Raw genomic sequence first — 21999 nt, forward strand, 5'->3', positions numbered from 1 at the left:
TTTAAAACCTTTTACCAATACTTAATTGGAATTCAGTTCGGCTGTAATCTACATCAATAATAGGATATATTAATACTGTATTTCCTTCATTATCTACAAAATTGTCTTCAAGTTGATAAGGGCTTTCTGTGCCTTTCCATTGACTAAATACAACAGAGAAATCTGCATAGAAATTATTATTTCTATACCCTAAACCACCTGAGTAGAATGATCTGCTTTGATCTACAAAACGGTACTCTTCTTTGGTTGGATCTTGATAATAAGCATAACCTGCTCTTAACATGAAACGCTTATTTAATCGATACTCACCACCTACTCTAATGTTTATCGTATTTCTATATTCCTCTCCGAGAATATAATTATCACCTGCAAAATTCAATTCCTCTTCAATAGGGTTCATTGTATATTCAAAATAATAGGTTGTACCCTTGCTTACTTTCATTGCTGAATACCCAATGTACTCGACATCCAATGTGATAAAACCTTTTTTACCAAAGAAACCTGAAATACCACCTGAAGCTTTCCATGGGGTATTCATATTGTAGCGAGTTCTAATCTCATCATGATTTGATGTTCTTACACCAGAATATTTTTGAGAGTCATTCGCCGCATTTGGATTATAAAGATCAACCCCTGCCGGGTTATAAATATAAGATTGCCCATCCCTGAAATGATTAGCTTGATAAGTAGAATCATTCCATGTATAATCTGCATCTCTTGTCAATGATGCACTGTAGTAATCATTTAAAGCATACCAAGTTGGTGAAGTATATGTGGCACCTAATCTGATAGCATCGATAGGTCTCCAAATTACACCTGCTTGTAAATTCAATCCCCAACCTGTAGTTCTGAATCGCTCTGTCAAACCAAGATAGGTTAATTCTGTATCTCTCAGTTCTACATAATTGCTTGTCTTCGTGTAATTCACATTCTGAACACCCACCTTAGCACCTATATAGAGTTTATCATCAAAATTACCTCCATATGCAAAAGAAGTTTCATATTGTCCCCCTCTTGTCTCTACCATTTGAGACCTTTGGGATATTCTTGAGGTTGAAAAACCATCAGCATCACGGTCTATATTATAATAATAGAAGTTTTCATTATTGTAATCAGAATCACTTGAACTTCTATTAAAGACAGGCTTGATCAGATCTAATGCATAAGCCATCCCAGCAAAAGTTGTTGGAGAAAACTGTTTTTCCTCTTCCATAAAAGCTTGAGAGTAACCATATGACGCTTCTTCAAAAGCATTCAACAGTGAAGTTGGATTACCACTGCGATCTACATAAGAAACATCGCTATTAAAATCTGCAATACGGTTAAATGAAATAGCAAATGCTCCTCCTCTCCATTTGCTTCCTCCACCTGTTGAGGATTTAGAGCTAGAAAAAACCGCTCCTAGTTCAGGTAAAAAGAACCTTGTTTGTCCAGCATCCCCTGATATTCCTGTTCCTGATGCATTTGAGTTGGTTAAACCAATTCCAGCAGAGATATGATATTCTGATTTACGCATAAACCCAAGTCCTGCAGGATTTAACATCGCATGGGAAATATCTCCACCTAATGAAACCCCTGCACCTCCTAGTGCTCTGATTCGGGCTGACCCCATAGGGTTTTGTTGTGAAAATCTCACTGCATCTCTATAATACCCAATCGGATAAAATTCCGACTGTGCACTTACTGACAAAGAAAAAAATAAGGGTAGTGCGATTAATAAAACAGGTTTGATAAGATCTTTTGTATTCATATTAGTTTGATGTATTTTCTAAAAAATTGGGGAGTCAAAAACACATTTTAAATTTAAGACTAGAAAATATTAAACATTACTATGAGCGAAATTCAGTTATAGAATTTAGTTAAATACCTAATCACAAGTTAGTTGAAAAGTTAATTTAGACACTTTTGAATAAGTACTTAATGATGAATAATTGCCCATAATTAAATCCGTTGTTGTTCTTTTATAATACGAATTTGAATGCATGCTTAATTATAGGACGAAAGTTACAAAAAAGGATGTCTCATATTGAAACATCCTTCTATATTTTTTATGATTTTGACTATCTTCTTCTTACTGATCGACCTGCTGATCCAGAACTTCTTCCTCCCATTGATGAAGGTGATGTACTTCTGAATGATGAATTGTTATTCGTAGGTCTTCTGTAAGTACTGTTATTATTGAAAGGACTGCTACTTGGTCTCGAAGATCCAAAACTTGTTGTTGGTCTTGTTTGAGACGAAGAAGGTCTTCTTGTAGTACCTACACCATTTGTTGCCATCGAAGTTCTGTATCTTTCCGGATACTTGATTCTATTGGCTGTAGCACTTGGTCTCTGTGCCACACGCTGATTTCTTTCTCTACCAGAGTTGATTGGCATATAAACTGGGTATCTACCGTAACCATAACCTGGATAACCATACATTGGATAGCCATAACCATAACCGAACATAGGGTCATACATTCCTCCATAACCATAGCCCGGATACATACCACCCATTCCATAAGGGTAACCGTACATACCTCTCATTCCATACATCGGGTAGCCATACATTGGATAACCCCATCCTGGATACATTCCCATGCCCATACCCATTCCGATACCAAGGCCTAGGCTGAAAGCTGAATTATTTCCAAAACCAATTCCTACACTTGTACCTGTACCGAAAGTACCTGCAGACATTCCTAGTGATACAGAGGGATTAGAGAAAAATCCACCGCTTTTCTTACCGCCTTGTTGTTGTTCTGCAATACTCATTCCTTGAGTTGCCTCCATGTAAGCATTTCCCACTGAAGGAATTGACGAAGGAATAACACCTTCTTCTGTTACATAGTAAGGATAACCATATCCTGTACCTACCCCATCAGGGTTTGAAAAACGACTTTGCTGCGCTTGTCTTTCTGGTGTGTTTGGAAAATCATGATTTGCAATATCCATAGGTATTATTGCAGGCTTTGCACTTAGTGCTTCTCTGTCGGCTTTTGTGAAATACATGTCATCGAACTCCTGACCGAAGGCAGAAGACACTGCAAGTAATGCACTAATAGCCGTATATATCCATTTATTCATAATAAACGTGGTTACTATTTTATAAAAACATCAATGGGAGCAAAATTCTATTATATTTGTGTTCCGATTGAACTCAAAAAAATAGGTTAGCATTAGCTTATAGACAAATATAATAATTATAAGCAATATTACACTAACTTTAACAGTTCAGACGACAATTTATATACTTGATTGTAACCACTTTCAGATAGTTTTATAGATCATGGCAAAAGGCTTACCAAAAAGAAGCGACGATTATTCAGCTTGGTATAACGAGTTGGTAAAAAAAGCAGATCTTGCTGAGAATTCAGCAGTGCGTGGATGTATGGTGATTAAACCTTACGGATATGCGATCTGGGAAAAAATGCAACAGACATTAGACAAAATGTTCAAAGATACTGGACACTCTAATGCGTATTTCCCATTGTTAATTCCTAAATCTTATTTAAGCAAAGAAGCAGACCATGTAGATGGTTTTGCGAAGGAATGTGCTGTAGTAACACACTACCGTCTTAAGAATGCAGAGGATGGTTCTGGTGTTGTTGTAGACCCCGAGGCTAAATTGGATGAAGAATTGATCGTACGTCCCACATCTGAAACAGTGATCTGGAGTACTTATAAAAACTGGATCCAATCGTACAGAGATCTTCCTTTATTGGTAAACCAATGGGCTAACGTAATGCGTTGGGAAATGCGTACGCGTTTATTCCTTCGTACTTCTGAATTCTTATGGCAAGAAGGCCACACTGCACATGCTACAGAAGCAGAAGCAGTAGCTGAAACAAAGCAAATGTTAGAAGTATACGCTGATTTCGCAGAGAATTTCATGGGAGTTCCTGTTGTAAAAGGTGTAAAAACAGCTAATGAAAGATTTGCAGGTGCTGTTGATACATTCTGTATTGAAGCAATGATGCAAGACGGTAAAGCATTACAAGCTGGTACTTCTCACTTCTTGGGTCAAAACTTCGCAAAGGCATTTGATGTGAAGTTCTCTGACAAAGACAATAAGTTAGAACACGTTTGGGGTACTTCTTGGGGTGTGAGTACACGTTTGATGGGTGCATTAATCATGGCTCACTCTGATGATGAAGGATTAGTATTACCTCCAAAATTAGCTCCTATCCAAGTAGTAATTGTTCCTATCTACAAAGGACAAGAGCAATTGGATGCTATTGCTGAAAAAGTAAAAGTGATTCAAAAAGAATTACAAGCTTTAAATATTTCAGTGAAATTTGACGACAGGGATGCATTACGTCCTGGTTTCAAATTCGCAGATTGGGAATTAAAAGGTGTTCCTGTACGTATGGCAATGGGACAACGTGACCTTGAAAATGGCACTGTTGAAATCGCTCGTCGTGATACTAAGGAGAAAAACACTTACCAGTTAGATAACGTAGTTGAAACGGTTCAAAAACTTTTAGAGGAAATTCAAGCGAATATCTACCAAAAGGCATTTGATTACCGTGAAGCTCATATCACTAAAGCGGATACTTTTGATGAATTCAAAGATCTTTTGGAGAACAAAGGTGGTTTCATTTCAGCACACTGGGATGGAACTGGCGAAACAGAAGATAAGATCAAAGAATTGACAAAAGCGACAATTCGTTGTATTCCTTTAAACAATGAGCAAGAAGAAGGTGCTTGTATTTACACTGGCAAACCTTCTACGCAAAGAGTACTTTTTGCGAAGGCTTATTAAGCACCAAAACAAAATTATTTAATACTAATTCATAGTATTGTTTTGCGATTACTGCCTTAAAAAAACGATTAATAGAACCACTATTTATACGTTTTTTTACGTTGTAAAAAAAAAAATAATTAAGAATTAAATATTAACTACTTTTGACTTAGTACTTACTTAAAATAAATAATACGCTTAAGAAGAAATTCATAAGCTAAAAATTATATTAAACGGATGGCATGTGTAACTTACATATGCTATCCGTTTTGTTTCTTTTCAGTATTTTAAAACAATAAAAAAATTATGGACCATCTTAATCCAGTAATTATACTTGGTGCTAGTGGTATGGGTAAAGCCGCACTAGACATATTCAAAAGTCAAGACATTATTGTTTACTGCTTCCTTGACGCAGATGAAGAGCTTCATGGTGCTGAAATTGGTGAAATATCTGTAATGGGCTCTCCTGAAGATGGAGGTTTCTTGAAGCATATTGGTAAAAAATGTGATGCTTTTGTTGCGATTGAAGACCATGATACGCGTCAGAAAGTAGTGAAAATGTTGAAGGAACGCCGTAAGGTAATGCCTGTAAATGCCATCCATAAAGACGCTAGTATTTCAGAATCCGCTTTCTTAGGATACGGTAACTTCATCAATGCTGGGGCTAGAATTGGTTATGATGCCAAAGTTCCTGAAAATTGCATTATTCACAGTAATGCAGTGCTTGAACACAATGTAATTCTTGATGATTTTGTTTCTATCGGATCAGGTGCTATCATCGGATCAGGAGCTAAAATTGGCAAAGGTGCATTTATTGGGTCGGGTGCTATTATTTCTTCTAATGTAATTGTTGGAGAAAATGCTAAAGTTGCTCCAGGTTCATTGGTGATGACTGAAGTTAAAGCGAATACTACAGTGTTCGGAATGCCTGCGAAGGAAATTTAATAATCGAATTAGCTGTATACTTTTGGTGAATTCATTTAAAAATAATCTAATTGGAGGGTAGACACGTAGGTCTACCCCTACAACCCTCTTCCCTCCCATGAGACTCATCTCCCATCCGGTTTTATGTAATTATTATGTCACTTATAGGTGCAATGCCAAGTGTCATTTTTGTGATATATGGGAAAAACCTTCTCCTTACATCACTTTAGAACAGGCTGAAGAGAATTTCAAGGATTTAAAAAAACTTGGTGTTCGCGTCATTGATTTTACTGGAGGTGAGCCTTTATTACATCAAGAACTACATTTGCTTCTCGCTTTAGCTAAAAAATACGGCTTTATCACCACTGTTACATCTAATGGATTACTTTATCCTAAAAGAGCGAAACAACTAAAGGGGTTAATTGATATGCTTCACTTTTCATTAGATTCATATGATGCTCAAAAACACGACAAAGGCAGAGGAGTGAAGTGTTATGATAAAGTAATGGAGTCAATAGACATTGCACTTGTTTTAGGTGAAAAACCTGATATTCTTTTTACGGTAATGGATGATAATGTTGAGGAAATTGATAAGGTTTATCGGAATATTACTTTTCAAAAAAATCTTGTATTAATACTAAATCCTCTTTTTTCTTATGGTGATATCGGTGGAGGACTTTCCACTTCAACCATGGATACACTTGAAAAATGGACGAAAAAGAAAAGAGTATTTTTGAATGATGCATTAATCAACCTCCGAAAAGATGGAGGAAATAAAATAGAAGACCCTATTTGCAAAGCGGCAAGTAGTTGCATTGTTATTTCTCCTAAAAATGAATTGATCCTTCCTTGTTATCATTTAGGCAAACAAGCTTTTCCTATTGAAAATAATTTAAAGGAATTATATCAATCCAAAAAAATTCAGGAAATTATCCAAAATGAAGGAAGACTTCCTGAATGTGAAGGCTGTGCTATAAACTGCTATATGCAACCTTCTTTTAGTGTTGAGATCAACAAATATTTTTGGCAGTCACTTCCTAGTACTTTCAAGTACAACTTATGGAAAGGTACATGGAAGCAACTCTTATAAATTACATTCTAGGGTCTTTGTTTTTACCATACATTCTAAACCCTATTCCCCACTCTACAAAGTCTGCAATAAAACCACCTGGCGTTTTTAAAGCTAAATGAGCAAACATCTTACGGGTAAAATCATAACGTCCACCTACCCTTGCATACCAGCCACCACGGCCTTCTACATTTGTAAATGGAATACCTACTTGTGTGACTAGAGTGACTCTATGAATTAATAATTCATGTGAAAAATGGATTCCTGCGTACCATAATTTACTATTAGGCACACCATTCGGATATTGAGATTGGTATTCTTCTACTAATGAACCATCATGAAAAACATCAATACCTATTCCGTACTTTCCTTTGTAACTATAATGTCTCGCTACATCAAATGCAATTGTAGCTACACCATAATACAGTTCACGGTCCTCAATATCATAAGGTGAAGTACTCCATCCTCCCGCAACAAACGTATAGTATTCCCAAAAAGGTTTGAAAGTATCAAAACTATGGTCAATATATTCTAATCTAGGATCTTTCTTCCGTTCTACAAACTGACTTCCTTTTTTCGGGATATAAGTATTGAAGTTATACTTGATACCTGCATTGAGTCCGTAGAGATTAACTCCTTTATTCGGTGTCCTTGTTCTACCATTTGAGAAGTGAGTGAATAAAAGTCCTAAAGTACCATCTATCCTCGGTGAAAGCTTGAACTCCCCTTCCACACTAACGGTAAAGTAAACGTTGAATTCACTGCCAATTGCAGTCTGATCTGGATTATCTTTGGGATCATAACCAAAGAAATCATAAGCCAGACCAACTCCTAAATCATACATTAAACTCCACTTCTTATATCTTCTGAAAGGTGCATTAAAGAAGCCGTAAACAGCAGATGGACTCCCTAAAATATTTGCTTCAGGGAAGAAAGTGGCTTGATAAAGGCCTAAACCATAATTAGGATAACCGAATAATTTATGCCATTTTTTCCTTCCGTACCCCTTCCAACCTACTCTTAGTTCTAAAGCTGAAAAGTAGTTGCGTTCCACTTCTTCCAAACCATCTACACCAGTAGAAAAGTGACCTCCAAAGTGTACTTTGGTTTGCCCGAAGATTTGTCTTGGATAAGTTTTATTGGCATCAGTTGTATCAGCCTTCAGGAAATCCCAAGTCTGAGCATTTGAGAAAAGTGACAGTAGAATAGCGCAAAGCGTTAAAAAATATCTTAGCTGCATAAGTAACAATGGGATTATTAAAAAGAAGAGATTGATAGTAAAAATAAAAAAAAAGCCAAGATTTAATAAATCTTGGCTTCAATGTTTTTCAACTTTAGCTTTTAATCTAAAATTAAGCAGCAAGTTTGTTAACGTGCTTCGCTAATTTAGATTTTTTGTTTGCTGCATTCTTGTTATGAATGATGTTACGCTTCGCTAACTTATCAATCATAGATGCAACTTTGTTATAAAGCTCAACTGCCTCACCGTGGTCTTTTGTTTCACGTAAACGCTTCACAAAAGTACGAGTAGACTTAAGTTGATATCTATTTCTCAAGCGTTTCGCTTCGTTAGAGCGAATTCTCTTTTTTGCTGACTTATGATTTGCCATTATATATATGTATTAAAATTCTTAGATAAAGCTTGGAATACCATCCTCACGAACTTCTCCCAAACGGAATGCAAAAATATTGTATTTATAATTAATAAACAAGTAACTTACCCGTTAACAACGATAAATATCAACTATCTATCAGTCTATTACCTCAAAATTCGTATATTTTTGCAATACTTTAGGAATCATTATACCTTTTTCGGTTTGATTATTTTCAAGAATTGCCGCTAAAACTCGCGGTAAAGCCAATGCTGATCCATTCAATGTATGCAATAAAGACGTCTTTTTATTGTTGTCTCTATATCTCAATTTCAGACGATTAGCTTGATAATTACCAAAGTTACTAATTGAACTTACTTCTAACCAACGACCTTGGGCTGCAGACCACACTTCTAAATCATAGCATAAATTGGCATTCACACCCAAGTCTCCACTACATAATAACAATCGACGGTAAGGAAGTTCTAATTTTTCTAAAAGCATCTCTACATGTTTTGTCATTCTTTCATGTGCTTCTTCAGAATCTTCAGGTTTTTGGATTTCTACAATCTCCACTTTATCGAATTGGTGAAGTCTGTTTAACCCTCTCACGTGAGCACCCCAAGAACCTGCTTCTCTTCTGAAACAAGGCGTATGCCCTGCCATTTTCTTTGGAAGGTCGTTTTCTTGTAACAGTTCTCCTCTGAACATATTAGTGATCGGCACCTCAGCTGTTGGGATTAAGTAAAGGTCATCTGCACCCATATAGTACATTTGTCCTTCTTTGTCTGGCAACTGACCTGTACCATATCCTGAAGCTTCATTGATAAGAATAGGAGGCTGTACTTCCATATAACCTGCATCTGTAGCTTCATCTAAGAAGAAACTGATCAAAGCTCTCTGAATACGAGCACCTTTTCCTTTATAGAATGGAAAACCTGCTCCAGTTACTTTATTTCCTAATTCAAAATCAACGATATCATATTGCTCAATCAAATCCCAGTGAGGTTTAGCATTTTCTGGCAAAGTTGGTTTTTCACCACGCTCATACATTACCTCATTATCTTCGTCTGTTTTTCCAACAGGAACATGTTTTCTAGGGATGTTTGGTATTTGATAAAGTAATTTTTGTAATTCTCCTTCAAGTTCAGACACTCTTGAACTCAAATCTTTTGCTTTTTGTTTATTTGTTGCAGCAGATGCCTTCGCAGCTTCGGCCTCTTCTTTTTGGCCGGACTTCATAAGCATACCAATTTGCTTCGCGCTTTTGTTTGCTTCTGCTTGTGCATCATCTCTATCTTTCTGAGTTTGACGTCTTTCCTCATCAAGCTCTAGAACTTTATTTATTGTAGTTTCAGGCTCATCGAAAAATCTTTTCTTTAATCCTTCGATTACTTCAGCCTTATTTTCAGATATATATGAAACTAATAACATTTTGGTCTGTATTATTTGAATTTTGACTGCAAATATAGTTAACTTTTAGATGGAGAACTTACTTAAGCAGTGTGAAAAAAGAGAAATTACCCTAAAAACTATCCATGGATCCACACTTACTGGAATATACTTCAATCATTGCCTACATTATCACAGGAATTGTTGCCGGTATAGTCAATACACTTGCTGGCGGAGGGTCTTTATTCACCTTGTCTTTACTAATGTTTCTAGGTATGCCTGTGGGTATGGCAAATGGAACAAACAGACTAGGTATTTTATTCCAAAACTTCACTGGGGCCTATACTTTCCATCAAAATAAACTCTTAGACATTCCTTCTTCTCTTAAATATTTAATTCCGTCACTAATAGGTGCAATTGTAGGTGCTTTTACGGTTTCTGACATTGATGAGAAAACTCTGAAATACATCATTGGAACATTGATGGCTTTTATGCTGATACCTATACTAAGAGATAATAAACCGAATAGCCCCGTTCAGATCAAAGTAGGTCAAAAACCAAAATTCCAATACTGGAGAGATAATATCATTTTCTTTGCCATTGGATTTTACGGCGGTTTTGTTCAGGCAGGAATTGGAATAATGATTCTAGTAGGAGTTTCAAATTTGGGAAAAATGACGTTAATTAGAGCCAACGCAGTCAAAATGCTTATCATCGCCACCTACACTCTTCCTGTGTTTATAGTTTTTCTTTTAAAAGGACAAGTAGTATGGGTTGCTGCCATCTTATTGGCTATTGGTCAAGTGATAGGCACATGGTTTGCAGGTAAATTTGCATCAGGATCAGAAAAAGCCAATACTTTTATCAAGTGGCTTTTAATATGTATGGTTGTGGTCTCTATTTTTAAAATGTTTTGTCTAACAACATGGCTCATCAATTGTTTTCAATAAATAAACTCTCACTACTCTTATTTTCCTTTTTAGTGATCTTCTTTACTGACAGTGCAAATGCACAAAAAAAACAGGAAGAGGTGAATACGTATGAGGAATATCAAAATAAGCAGAAGAAGGTGACCAATACACCGATGGACAAACAAAAAACGAAACGTAATCTCAAACAAGCTCGAAAAGTCGATTCAGACATCAGGCTATCAGAGGATGCTAGAAAGAACGTTTCAAAGGATATGAAAAAATTCAAGCCTTATTCTGAACAAATCTCCACCAAGCAGAAGAAAAAAAATAACAAAAAACAACTTGGCAACCCTGTATTAGTAGAGGTGGACAAGAACAAGGGCAAAAAAATGAATAAGACTGTTGCTCAACATCAAGGCTATGTGGTGGTTGAAAAAAACAAAGGAAAGAGAATAAGCAAAGAAGCTTCCAACTTCAAAGGGGGTTATGTGATTGTAGAAAAAAATAAAGGAAGAAGAGTTGGTAAAAAAGCCGCACAATACAGAGGTTATGTGGTTGTCGACCGATCAAGAAACAGAAGAATATCTAGACAGGCAGCAAACTTCAAACCGAATTATATTAAGATAAAGCAACAGCTTACCCTTACAAAAATGTATTATGGCAAAGGGCACGGCAAAAACTCTTACAAATATGTACAGAAGAAACGCTTTGCTCCTCACTTTAAAGATATACCACAGCGAACTACTAAGGGGAAATCAAACAGCATGAAAGAGAAGCCTATTAAATATACCTATTCTAAGGATGAGGCTGAAATATGGAATTAATTTTAAAGTTGGGGTAAATTGGATTTAGGCTTGACATCAGGTACTATTGACCTTTATAAGATTGGTTTTATACCAAAGGCTTCTTAAGAGCAATGCTTAAGTGTTTAGCCATACTAAAATGAAAGGCACCACAAAGAAAAGCAGGAATAAGTACACAAAACCAAAGATTCTTTCCTTCGCTGCAAAAAATCCAAGCTTACTTGCATACCAAACTGGTATTCTTTTCAAAGTAGGTACTGTTGTAAAAATCACTACGCCCAATACATTGAACAATACATGAGTTAGGGCAATCTCTACACCGAATTCTGTACCCGTTGCCAAGGCAGCAAATAAAGCCGTTATTGTAGTACCTACATTGGCTCCCATGATAAACATGTATGCTCTAGGAAGCGTAATTCTCTTACTTGCCGTCAAAGGTACAATCAACGATGATGTAATAGAACTTGACTGAACAATGGCCGTCAATGAGATTCCTGAAAATAAACTTACGGCATCATTCTTAAACAAAGCATTAACCGATTTCACCTGAGAAGTATTTATGAACACCTCCTTGGTCATACCTCCAATTAATTTCAAAGAGACAATCAACATCAGTACTGATATTCCTAAAATCACCCAAGGGTAATCTGTCAATGAATCAAATAACAAGTGGCTGATTTGATCAATTCCTATATTCAAACCCTCAAAACGACTATTTGTATTCGCTAAAGAAAGGTCTTGCTTAAAGAAATTACTTGCTATGGACTGGGACAAATTGGATAAAAAACCTGTACTCAATTCCAAAGGCAAGAAAATCAAGGCTGCAAAAATATTAAAAAAGTCATGAAGCGCCGCCCCAGAGAGTGCCCTCATGAAAATACTTTTATCGTCTATATAACTCAATGCCACAATAGTACTTGTAACGGTTGTACCAATGTTAGCACCCATCACTATAAAAACTGCATCATCTAACGACAATTTTCCCAATCCAACAGCTCCCACAACTATTGCTGTGACCGCTGAACTACTTTGAAAAACCGCCGCACCTAAAAGGCCAATAAAAAAATAAATAAATGGATTATGCTCTACTGCTACTAATTCTTCCGCCAACCCTGTTCCTAAAAGAGTAAAAGCAAATTTCATTGTTCCAAATGAAATGAACATTAAGTAGAATGCACAAATCACAAATATTGTTTTCTTTGCTATAACTCTATAATCAACATTCTCCAAGTTTATATTATTTATTGCTTGTTTCAAGTATAAAAACTAGTCTATTTTGTAAGTTTGTAAAATTAATAAAACAAGTGTTGTAATTACTCTCTGTAATATTAATAAAAAATGAATTAATATTTATTTTGAGTTTTTAGATAATCATCAATTTTCTTACCATTTAAACCATTTTTCTTGTGTTTTTATATCTAATCCCAAGTTTGCTTGCCGCTGACCGATACGACGTTTTACCCCCTGAAACCAAAGAGGCTATTAAAAATACCAAATATTATCTTGTTGAAGATTTAAGAACAGCACGTCGATTTATTGGCGGATGGAAAATTGATGGTATTACAGTTCAGGATTTAAATTTCCAGATACTGGATAAGAAAACGAAGCCAGAACAAGTTAAAAACCTCTTTAATAATGTTCCGAAAGGAGAAAGTATTGGAGTAATTTCTGAAGCAGGCTGTCCAGGAGTTGCAGACCCTGGTGCATTAGCTGTTCAATATGCTCATAAAAACAAAATCAAAGTAAAACCATTAGTGGGACCTTCTTCTATATTATTAGCTTTGATGGCTTCTGGACTAAGCGGGCAAAAATTTGCATTCCATGGTTACATGCCAATTCAAAAAGCTGAAAAAATCAAAGCCCTGAAGCGTCTAGAAACAGAATCCACAAAATTCTATCAAGCTCAAATCTTTATGGAAACACCATTTAGAAATACAGCAATGATAGAAGACTTGTGCGACAACCTCAATCCTAATACGAGATTATGTATTGCTTCCAACGTACAGGCAGAAGATGAGTTCATCAAAACATTCACTCTGAAAGAGTGGAAATCTAAGAAAGTGGATATTCATAAAAAACCTACCATTTTTATACTACAGGCTTAATCTTATCGCAAAAGAGTCTGTTTCTAGCAACAGAGCCTCTAAGGATTAGTCACTGTGTTATCAGAATAGAATATTTTCTATCTTTTTAATGAAAATATTTCAAGCTTCTAATTGAATTTAGAAGCTTTTTTTATGGATAATAGTTTATCATTAATAAATCACTAAATAACACTTTAAATAAGCTAGATGAATTATGATTTTATTAAATATAAAGCTAAATTATTACCAATATCATAAATAATAAATTATTTTATTGAAAAGTTTGTATTTGAAATTAATATTATCTTACTTTGTATCAACGAAAAGGGAAAAAGATTAAACGAATCGCAATAACCCTTCAAAAAATTTGAAATACACTGTAAGGTGATGAAACTGGCAGACATGCCCTCCTGTCTCGGGGGTGGAGATTCGCGATAAACACTTGGTAATGGGTTGACCACTAAACGTGCGATGCATACACGATTTGTCAAGAGGCTAAGTACTCCGTGAAGGTTCGAATCCTTCCCTTACAGCAACTCTCAACATAACGACGTTGAGCATAACTTTTGAAATACACTGTAAGGTGATGAAACTGGCAGACATGCCCTCCTGTCTCGGGGGTGGAGGTTCACGATAAACACTTGGTAATGGGTTGACCACTACACGTGCGATGCACACACGATTTGTCAAGAGGCTAAGTACTTCGTGAAGGTTCGAATCCTTCCCTTACAGCTTTAATTAAGCTTCCTAGATTCTTTTAGGAGGCTTTTTTTATTCGCTACCGTTTTCACAAAAGACAAAACTACATTGCTTGCTTCTACAAAAAAACCAATATTGATATTCTCAAAAGTGTCAGTTGGCCTATGATAATGTTGGTGTTCTTCTACTCCAAAATAGATAAAAGGTACTCCTTTTTTATGGAATTCTCCATGGTCAGACAAAAACACCCAATTATTCAATCCATCATCTCTTTTTCTATCATGTCCATATTTTATAGAAAGGTCACAATATTCTAAAGTCTCATTGATATCTTTTTTGAATTCTGGATGAAAGTTAGTACCAGTAACAAACAACTTATCTTCACTGCTTATGGAAATCATATCCATATTAATAAAAAGATGAATTGATTCATTGGGTAGTAAATTACTATTGACAAAATAATTAGAGCCAGCACACCTCATTTCTTCTGCGTCAAAAGAAATAAACACGATCGGTAATGAAGCTGGTTGAAGTTTCAGTTCTTTTGCAATTTCTATCAATGCCGCTACACCTGAAGCATTATCGTCTGCTCCATTATAAATATCTCCAGCATAGACACCTAGGTGATCATAATGGGCACCAACTACAATACATCCTTGACTTGGATTTTTGATTTCAGTACCTTCCAGATAACCAATTACATTATGTGCTGTAGGATTAACATTAAAAAGTCTGTTGTGAAATTTAAAGGTTTGTACATAAGTAGAATCCAATGGTTTTAAACCTATTTCTTCGAATTTTTCGACAATAAAGTCCCTAGCCATTCGCCCTCCTTTAGTATCTGTTTTTCTACCCTCAAATGCATCTGAAGATAAAATTCTAGTAGTCGTTAATAAGGAGACCGAATTGATTCTTGATTCCTGTGCAATACAAATCGAAGTCACTACAAGTAAGGTAAAAGAAAGAAATGCTCTAAAGATGGACATAAAAAATCATTTATCGGAATGATAAATATGGAAGAATATTTTCTATATCTTTTAATGTTATCATCTTTATTTTCAATAAATCCTCAATATTTTCATATTTCCCATGTTGATCCCTGTATTTTGTGATCCATCTAGCCTGCTTATGACTTAGGTAAGGATGAGTTGCAAGCTGTTCAAAAGAAGCTTCATTAATATGAATTTTTTTGATTCCTCCATCATCAACATATATTTGTGAAGACAGAGAAACAAACAATAACGAGTCTATTCCATATACTTCCTTTAATTGTTCCTTTTTATAAAAGCTACCGCCTAACCGTGTCCTATAGTCTTTAATTTTTTGAGCTCTAGCATCACCAATTCCTTTCAATTGCTTTAACTCCTCAAGGTCAGCCGTATTTAAATTGATATAAAGTTTTTCCTCTACAATCTCTTCTTCTTTTTCAGCTTCAATATGTATGTACTCTTTTAAAGATAAATACAATGCAGAATCTACACCATACAGTTTATAAATGTCTTCTACTTTATAAAAGTGACCTCCTTTTGATCTATAATTGATTAAACTTTTTATAAAATAAGAGGAAAGGTGCATTTGCTTCAGTGTCAACTCGTCAACAGTGTTGGGATCAAACTTCTTTAACTTTAAATCATTCTTCTTTTTCTTCCTCATTTTTGAATAGGAAGTTGTTGTAGCAGTAGAAAGGTATTTTGGCTTGTGTACTTTTCTTCTTGGGAAAATAAAATAAGGTAAAAGAGTATCTACCTTATCTTTATCAATATCATAGATAGCATAAAGGTCTGCTTCAGAATAAAAGTACCCACCTTTCAATCTAAAGTTTACAATTCGATTGGCTATTTCTTCAGAAAAATCAAGTTTCATCCAATCTTTTACTTTCAAGTGATTGGGATTTACCTTCTCTTCAAGAGAAATACTGTTTTTATCTTTCTGTAAAAAATGTACCTCAATCTTCTTTTGAATCATTTCATCCTCTTCATCAAAAAAGAAATTATAAATCTGATGAGAATAAAGAACACAAAAGATAAAAGGGATAAGTATGAGAAAGCTGGCTATTTCCCTTCTATTTGAAGAAAAACGATGTGCTAATTCTTTCAACCATTGGTTTTTCATTATGAGCGTTAGTTTTTGTTGAATCATAAAAATAAGCATGTCTTAAATATTTAGACATGCTTATTTAATCTATTATTTCGTATCGAATTCGTACAATCGATACTTTTCGATAATATCTATCAATTTGGAAGGATACTTTGGATCAGTGGCGTACCCTGCCTTTTTCAGTCCTTTAGCCCAACCTTTGTAATCTGTAATTTTCAAATTGAAAAGTGGTGCATACCAAGACCTTGTTCTCAGAAAATCACCATGATCTTCATATGAATCTAATACAGAACCATACACTCTAAAGCACTCATTGGGCCTGTCATCATCATAACGGTATGATTCTCCATTCCAGTTTCCACCACACTTAATACCAAAGTGATTATTTGTTGCTCTTGAAAGTTTACTATTGCCTACACCTGACTCTAATAAGCCTTGTGACAAGGTAATACTTGCCGGCACTTTCTTCTTATGCATGGATTCTATAGCGTAAGGGCTGAACATATCGATATACTCCTGAACCGTCAATTTTTTGCCTGGAGGAATTTTATCTTCAACACCTTTCTTTGCTTTTGCAGTTTCATTTTTGGTATCAGGAACGTAATTATTATTGGCATTGCCCCCATTTTCAGCCAATAGTTTTTTGTTTCTCTTTTCCACTCGATTAGAGTAAGTGTATTGACTTAAACTTGCACATGAAGTGAAAAACAAGAAAACAACGGCACAAGCTGGGATAAAAAATTTAGATGTTCTCATTCAAAAAATTAAATAAAAAAAGCTCAAGTCTAAAATTAAACTTGAGCTTCAATGTATTAATATTTATCTATTAAAGCAATTGCTTCAATAAACTTGTTAACGAACACTTCTCGTCTAAGAATTGCTTTAATTCGCTAATTGGAAGACGGAACTGATCCATTGAGTCTCTTTCACGAACTGTTACTGTATTGTCCTCCAATGTTTGGTGGTCTACAGTGATACAGTAAGGAGTACCAATTAAGTCTTGACGAGTGTAACGCTTACCAATCGCGTCTTTCTCTTCGTAAGAAACATTATGATCGAATTTGATTTCGTTCATTGCTTCTCTTGCTTTCTCTGGTAAACCATCTTTCTTCGTCAATGGGAATACAGCCGCTTTGATTGGCGCTAAAGCAGGGTGAAGTTTCAAGAATGTTCTTGCTTTACCTTCTACCTCTTCTTCAGTGTAAGCACCTGTCAAGATAGACAAGAACATACGGTCTAAACCAACTGAAGTTTCCACTACGTAAGGAACAACATTTTTCCCTAACTCATGATCGAAGTACTGTAATTTTTTGCTCGATAACTCTTGGTGAGCATTCAAGTCAAAATCAGTACGAGAGTGAATACCTTCCAATTCTTTTTGACCGAATGGGAATTTGAATTCAATATCAACAGCCGCGTTAGCGTAGTGTGCTGTTTTTAAGTGATCATGGAATACATAATTGTCAGGATTACCTACAACTGTATGGAATTTCATACGTTGTTCTTTCCAGTATTCATACCATTTCATTTCTGTACCTGGCTGAATAAAGAATTGCATCTCCATTTGCTCAAATTCACGCATTCTGAAGATAAACTGACGTGCAACGATTTCATTACGGAATGCTTTACCGATTTGAGCGATACCGAATGGAGGACGTTGTCTTGAAGTGTTCATTACATTCAAGAAGTTCACAAAAATACCTTGAGCCGTTTCAGGACGAAGGTAGATTTTGTTAGAGTCACCAGCTACAGCACCAAGTTCAGTAGCGAACATAAGGTTAAACTGACGAACATCCGTCCAGTTGCAAGTACCAGAGATAGGACAAACGATATTATTCTCTTCAATGATCGCTTTTAATCCTTCCATATCTTCGTCCTCTAAAGCAGTTTTGAACTTCGCTTCGATTTCGTCGATCTTCTTCTGGTTTCTAAGAACGTTTGGATTCGTTGCCAAGAATTGCTCCTTGTCAAACGCGTCACCAAATTTCTTTTGAGCTTTTGTTACTTCTTTTTCGATTTTAGCCTCATACTTAGCCATTAAATCTTCAATAAGAACGTCTGCTCTATATCTCTTTTTAGAGTCTTTGTTATCAACCAATGGATCATTGAACGCATCAACGTGGCCAGAAGCTTTCCAGACTTTAGGGTCCATGAAAATAGAAGCATCAATACCCACGATGTTCTCGTGCATTTGTACCATAGATGCCCACCAATACTTCTTAATGTTGTTTCTTAACTCAACACCATTCGATCCGTAATCATATACTGCTTGAAGTCCACCATAAATTTCCGATGAAGGAAATACAAAGCCGTACTCTTTTGCGTGAGAGACAACTTTTTGGAACATATTTTCTTTGTCTTGCTTTGCCATTTTCAATGATCTGTTCAAAAATTCAGCCCCAAAATTAGCAAATCAGAACCATTAAACCATTCATTCTTCAATATATCATCCTAATTTTTCTGAAATCCATAAAAAAAGAGTTTGAATTTATTGTTCATGAACAAATAAATATGCAAACCCTTTCTTTATGAGCTTATTTTAGGCGTTAAAAGTCATTTACAACTAAGCCATTGTACTCACTTTTTGTTCTTTATTTTTCTTCTTATTCTGATAATCGAAGTAGACGAATCCAGCTGTTACCAGTAATCCTGTAATTACTCCAACCGCCACAGAAAAAGTATAATCCAAACCAAAACCTTCAGGGGCTACCAATATATAAGTGACAACCACTGATGTCATAAAGAATGCTGGTGCGATAACATACCAATAGATCTTCTTTTGATCCATCAAATACTTTACAATTGTCCACAAAACAATCGTAGCCAATACTTGATTAGACCACCCAAAATACCTCCAAATCACACCAAAATTGATCTGCGTTAAAGCTACCCCAGCAATAAAAATTGGGATAGTGACCATTAATCGTTTTACTAATTTATCTTGATTAAATTTAAATGAATCTGCAATCGTTAAACGAACGCTTCGGAAGGCTGTATCACCAGAAGTAATTGGTGCAGCTACTACACCCAATACTGCCATAAATCCACCTACTTTACCCAGCATTGTTGATGAAATTGTATTCACCACCCAAGCGGCATTATGACCTTCTATTGCCATTGTATCACCCAATTCTCTTACTCCTCCAAAAAATGCCATTGCTACTGCAGCCCAAATCAACGCCACAATTCCTTCTGTAATCATTGTTCCGAAAAAGATTACTTTGCCATCCTTTTCATTAGAAATACAACGGGCCATTAATGGTGATTGAGTAGAATGAAAGCCTGAAATTGCTCCGCAGGCAATAGTGATAAATAATAATGGAAAGATGGGGTACTTATCAGGGTCAGCCTGCATATTCTGTAAGTTGGCCACTGACAATTCTGGAATTGTATAATCTTCTATCATTAATGCTCCAAACAATCCCACTGCCATCACTAAAAGTGATAGTCCAAACAATGGATAGATCTTACCAATCAATTTATCAATAGGAATCATCGTTGCCAACAAATAATACAAGAAGATTACTGTAATCAAAATAGTCACATCAACTCCCGTCAGCCCATTTAAAATAGTGGCTGGTCCTTTCACAAAAACAACTCCCACTAAAAGTAATAAAATCACAGAAAAAACTCTCATAAACTGCTTCACTCCATTCCCTAAGTATTTTCCCACAATTTCCGGAATACTTGCTCCACCATGACGGATTGCCAACATTCCTGAAAAATAATCGTGCACTGCACCTGCAAAAATACATCCGAAGACAATCCACAAAAAGGCTACGGGTCCCCAAAGTGCTCCAGCAATTGCTCCAAAAATTGGCCCCAAGCCCGCAATATTCAAGAATTGAATCAAAAAGATCTTACCTAACTTCATGGGTACATAGTCCACTCCATCTTGCTTTGTAATAGCGGGTGTTTCTAATGAAGGATCAGCGCCAAATTGTTTTTCGACATATTTTCCGTAAACAAAATAGGCTACGATTAAAGTAATAACACTTAGTAGGAAGGAAATCATTTCATCTAGTTTTTAGAAGATTAAAAAGTTGATATGCAATTTATTCTCTAGAAGGCACATTTGCACTTTTTATTTTAAATAAGTACTCGAATTGAGAGGTTAATGTACTAATAGATACATCAATAGGTACGATAACTTCATTCACAATTACTACAAAAAAGAAAAACTTTGAAATGACCATGATGAGATCACTTCAAAGTTTTTATATCTACAAATCAATTCTTTTGACTTAAGTACTAAGACTTACGCACCCAAAATATGGATTCCAAAGAATTTAGATAAAATCGTAATTACTGTAATAGAACCTAAAATAAATGGTGCTAAATATTTTAATGCGAAAATGGTATACTTTCCAATTAATGAATCACCAAATCCTGGGTTGCCAATCTCTACCTCTTTCTTGAAGTTGTCTCCTCTCCATACCCAAGCGGTATAAACGGAAATCAAGAATCCACCTAATGGTAGGAAGGTATCCGATGCCATATCTTCAATGAAGTCCATAAAAGATACTGGGTTTTCTGAGCTTGAGTATTGCACAAACTCTGTAAAGAAAGGAACTGTACCATTACCTAGCATAGATGGGATACCTAAAAGGAAAATACCTAAACCTACAATCCAAACTGTTCTTTCTCTTCTTACCTCGTATTCATCCACTACATAAGCTACTGGCACCTCTAATAATGAAACGGTTGAAGTTAAAGCGGCAAAGGATAATAACACAAAGAAGAAACCTCCAATCACTCTACCCAATACTGGACCAATAGATTCAAACGCACCTGGCAATACCGTAAAGATAAGACCGGCTCCTCCACCTTGTCCTTGTAACCCTTGAGAGAATACAAAAGCAAACATCATCAAGCCTGCAATAAAAGCAATACCTACGTCTGTCAATAAGATCATAGTAGTAGAAGTTACAATATTGTCCTTTTTACCTACATAACTACCGTAAGTAATCAAGGCGCCCATACCCAATGATAATGAGAAAAAGGCTTGCCCCATTGCACCATAAGCTGTTTCGAAAGTAATGGCATTAAAGTCCGGCACGAGATAATAAATCACACCGTCTACTGCTCCTTCTTGCGTCAATGAATACGCCATTAATGATAAGATAAGGATCAATAAAGAAGGCATTAAAATCTTTGATGCTTTTTCAATACCACCTGATACACCTTTGGCTACAATATAAATTGTTACCACCATGAAAATAGAAGAGAACACTAAGTTCAATTGCCAGTTTCCGATAAAGGCTCCAAAGTTCTGGCCTAGTTCAAAGTTTCCGGCAAACATCTCGATAGCAAAACCTAATGCCCAACCGGCTACTACATTATAAAATGAAAGGATTAATATCCCTGTAAGTACACCTAATTTGCCCAATGCTGACCATGCTCTATGACCATTTTCAGTAAAGGCTCCTACTGCATTTTTATTGGTTTTTCGTCCGATTGCCACCTCTGCCATCATTACTGGAAAGCAAAGCATAAAGCAAAACGCTAAATACATTACAACGAAAGCTCCTCCGCCTCCATCGCTTACTTCAAATGGAAATTTCCATATATTACCTAGTCCTACAGCTGACCCCGCTGCGGCTAGTACAAATCCAATCTTATTAGAAAATCCTCCTCGGCTACTGTCTTTTATCCCCGCCATATAATTTTAAAAGTTGAGTCTGATAATTTTAGTTTACAATG

At 35.8% G+C, this 21999-nt stretch carries 18 protein-coding genes; 6 read left to right on the top strand and 12 right to left on the bottom strand.

Features of this window, described 5'->3' with window-relative positions:
* Window position 1: 1 nt before the first annotated feature.
* On the bottom strand, window positions 2-1750 hold the full coding sequence (locus AVL50_RS00715) for an OmpP1/FadL family transporter (protein ID WP_062614560.1): 1749 nt from the start codon (window positions 1748-1750) through the stop codon (window positions 2-4).
* A 310-nt stretch (window positions 1751-2060) separates the two neighbouring features.
* Complete coding sequence (locus tag AVL50_RS00720) at window positions 2061-3068, bottom strand: hypothetical protein (RefSeq protein WP_062614561.1); 1008 nt, start codon at window positions 3066-3068, stop codon at window positions 2061-2063.
* Window positions 3069-3270: 202 nt separating this feature from the next.
* Between AVL50_RS00720 and proS the strand changes: the two genes are divergently transcribed.
* The 3 genes from proS (at window position 3271) to AVL50_RS00735 (ending at window position 6739) form a co-directional block, all read left to right on the top strand.
* Window positions 3271-4746 carry a proline--tRNA ligase gene (gene proS, locus AVL50_RS00725; protein WP_062614562.1) on the top strand — a complete coding sequence of 492 codons (1476 nt, stop codon included), beginning with the start codon at window positions 3271-3273 and terminating at the stop codon, window positions 4744-4746.
* A 285-nt stretch (window positions 4747-5031) separates the two neighbouring features.
* Window positions 5032-5670 (top strand): NeuD/PglB/VioB family sugar acetyltransferase, encoded by a 639-nt coding sequence (locus AVL50_RS00730; RefSeq protein ID WP_062614563.1) that lies wholly within the window; start codon window positions 5032-5034, stop codon window positions 5668-5670.
* A 97-nt stretch (window positions 5671-5767) separates the two neighbouring features.
* Entirely contained in the window at window positions 5768-6739 is a 972-nt protein-coding gene (locus tag AVL50_RS00735; protein WP_062614564.1) for a radical SAM protein, read from the top strand.
* 1 nt (window position 6740) lies between these two features.
* Here the strand turns inward: AVL50_RS00735 and AVL50_RS00740 are convergent, their stop codons facing one another.
* From AVL50_RS00740 to serS, 3 genes are all read right to left on the bottom strand, one after another.
* On the bottom strand, window positions 6741-7958 hold the full coding sequence (locus AVL50_RS00740; protein ID WP_062614565.1) for an acyloxyacyl hydrolase: 1218 nt from the start codon (window positions 7956-7958) through the stop codon (window positions 6741-6743).
* Window positions 7959-8070: 112 nt separating this feature from the next.
* Entirely contained in the window at window positions 8071-8328 is a 258-nt protein-coding gene (gene rpsT / locus AVL50_RS00745) for a 30S ribosomal protein S20 (protein WP_062614566.1), read from the bottom strand.
* A gap of 141 nt (window positions 8329-8469) precedes the next feature.
* A complete protein-coding gene (gene serS, locus AVL50_RS00750) occupies window positions 8470-9744 on the bottom strand; it encodes a serine--tRNA ligase (RefSeq protein WP_062614567.1) in 1275 nt (424 codons plus the stop codon).
* Between the two features lie 104 nt (window positions 9745-9848).
* Here serS and AVL50_RS00755 point away from each other — a divergent pair, with 104 nt between their 5' ends.
* Window positions 9849-10652 carry a sulfite exporter TauE/SafE family protein gene (locus AVL50_RS00755; RefSeq protein WP_062614568.1) on the top strand — a complete coding sequence of 268 codons (804 nt, stop codon included), beginning with the start codon at window positions 9849-9851 and terminating at the stop codon, window positions 10650-10652.
* On the top strand, window positions 10628-11437 hold the full coding sequence (locus tag AVL50_RS00760; protein ID WP_062614569.1) for a hypothetical protein: 810 nt from the start codon (window positions 10628-10630) through the stop codon (window positions 11435-11437). Before AVL50_RS00755 ends, AVL50_RS00760 begins: the two co-directional genes overlap by 25 nt.
* 96 nt (window positions 11438-11533) lie before the next feature.
* Here the strand turns inward: AVL50_RS00760 and AVL50_RS00765 are convergent, their stop codons facing one another.
* The gene (locus AVL50_RS00765; protein WP_157491079.1) at window positions 11534-12673 is read right to left on the bottom strand and encodes a Na/Pi symporter; all 1140 of its coding nucleotides are present in this window, start codon (window positions 12671-12673) and stop codon (window positions 11534-11536) included.
* A gap of 149 nt (window positions 12674-12822) precedes the next feature.
* On the opposite strand from AVL50_RS00765, the gene AVL50_RS00770 reads away from it, so the two are divergent.
* Window positions 12823-13521, top strand: coding sequence for an SAM-dependent methyltransferase (locus AVL50_RS00770; RefSeq protein WP_062614571.1), 699 nt, complete (start codon window positions 12823-12825; stop codon window positions 13519-13521).
* A gap of 713 nt (window positions 13522-14234) precedes the next feature.
* On the opposite strand, the gene AVL50_RS00775 is transcribed toward AVL50_RS00770, so the two are convergent.
* From AVL50_RS00775 to AVL50_RS00800, 6 genes are all read right to left on the bottom strand, one after another.
* Complete coding sequence (locus AVL50_RS00775) at window positions 14235-15185, bottom strand: M28 family peptidase (protein WP_062614572.1); 951 nt, start codon at window positions 15183-15185, stop codon at window positions 14235-14237.
* 10 nt (window positions 15186-15195) lie between these two features.
* Complete coding sequence (locus AVL50_RS00780; protein ID WP_062614573.1) at window positions 15196-16311, bottom strand: helix-hairpin-helix domain-containing protein; 1116 nt, start codon at window positions 16309-16311, stop codon at window positions 15196-15198.
* 72 nt (window positions 16312-16383) lie between these two features.
* On the bottom strand, window positions 16384-17052 hold the full coding sequence (locus AVL50_RS00785) for a glycoside hydrolase family 73 protein (RefSeq protein ID WP_062614574.1): 669 nt from the start codon (window positions 17050-17052) through the stop codon (window positions 16384-16386).
* Between the two features lie 70 nt (window positions 17053-17122).
* Window positions 17123-18667, bottom strand: coding sequence for a glycine--tRNA ligase (locus tag AVL50_RS00790; RefSeq protein WP_062614575.1), 1545 nt, complete (start codon window positions 18665-18667; stop codon window positions 17123-17125).
* A 192-nt stretch (window positions 18668-18859) separates the two neighbouring features.
* On the bottom strand, window positions 18860-20311 hold the full coding sequence (locus tag AVL50_RS00795; RefSeq protein WP_062614576.1) for a carbon starvation protein A: 1452 nt from the start codon (window positions 20309-20311) through the stop codon (window positions 18860-18862).
* A gap of 243 nt (window positions 20312-20554) precedes the next feature.
* Entirely contained in the window at window positions 20555-21958 is a 1404-nt protein-coding gene (locus AVL50_RS00800; protein ID WP_062614577.1) for a sodium-dependent transporter, read from the bottom strand.
* Window positions 21959-21999: the final 41 nt, after the last annotated feature.

The sequence above is a fragment of the Flammeovirga sp. SJP92 genome (assembly GCF_001583495.1).
In the GTDB taxonomy this organism is placed as follows: domain Bacteria; phylum Bacteroidota; class Bacteroidia; order Cytophagales; family Flammeovirgaceae; genus Flammeovirga.

Bases quoted from the DNA above. Each gene is read 5' to 3' on its own strand.
- AVL50_RS00715 (WP_062614560.1), bottom strand. From the start codon at position 1,750: ATGAATACAAAAGATCTTATCAAACCTGTTTTATTAATCGCACTACCC.
- AVL50_RS00720 (WP_062614561.1), bottom strand. From the start codon at position 3,068: ATGAATAAATGGATATATACGGCTATTAGTGCATTACTTGCAGTGTCT.
- proS (WP_062614562.1), top strand. From the start codon at position 3,271: ATGGCAAAAGGCTTACCAAAAAGAAGCGACGATTATTCAGCTTGGTAT.
- AVL50_RS00730 (WP_062614563.1), top strand. From the start codon at position 5,032: ATGGACCATCTTAATCCAGTAATTATACTTGGTGCTAGTGGTATGGGT.
- AVL50_RS00735 (WP_062614564.1), top strand. From the start codon at position 5,768: ATGAGACTCATCTCCCATCCGGTTTTATGTAATTATTATGTCACTTAT.
- AVL50_RS00740 (WP_062614565.1), bottom strand. From the start codon at position 7,958: ATGCAGCTAAGATATTTTTTAACGCTTTGCGCTATTCTACTGTCACTT.
- rpsT (WP_062614566.1), bottom strand. From the start codon at position 8,328: ATGGCAAATCATAAGTCAGCAAAAAAGAGAATTCGCTCTAACGAAGCG.
- serS (WP_062614567.1), bottom strand. From the start codon at position 9,744: ATGTTATTAGTTTCATATATATCTGAAAATAAGGCTGAAGTAATCGAA.
- AVL50_RS00755 (WP_062614568.1), top strand. From the start codon at position 9,849: ATGGATCCACACTTACTGGAATATACTTCAATCATTGCCTACATTATC.
- AVL50_RS00760 (WP_062614569.1), top strand. From the start codon at position 10,628: ATGGCTCATCAATTGTTTTCAATAAATAAACTCTCACTACTCTTATTT.
- AVL50_RS00775 (WP_062614572.1), bottom strand. From the start codon at position 15,185: ATGTCCATCTTTAGAGCATTTCTTTCTTTTACCTTACTTGTAGTGACT.
- AVL50_RS00780 (WP_062614573.1), bottom strand. From the start codon at position 16,311: ATGAAAAACCAATGGTTGAAAGAATTAGCACATCGTTTTTCTTCAAAT.
- AVL50_RS00785 (WP_062614574.1), bottom strand. From the start codon at position 17,052: ATGAGAACATCTAAATTTTTTATCCCAGCTTGTGCCGTTGTTTTCTTG.
- AVL50_RS00790 (WP_062614575.1), bottom strand. From the start codon at position 18,667: ATGGCAAAGCAAGACAAAGAAAATATGTTCCAAAAAGTTGTCTCTCAC.
- AVL50_RS00795 (WP_062614576.1), bottom strand. From the start codon at position 20,311: ATGATTTCCTTCCTACTAAGTGTTATTACTTTAATCGTAGCCTATTTT.
- AVL50_RS00800 (WP_062614577.1), bottom strand. From the start codon at position 21,958: ATGGCGGGGATAAAAGACAGTAGCCGAGGAGGATTTTCTAATAAGATT.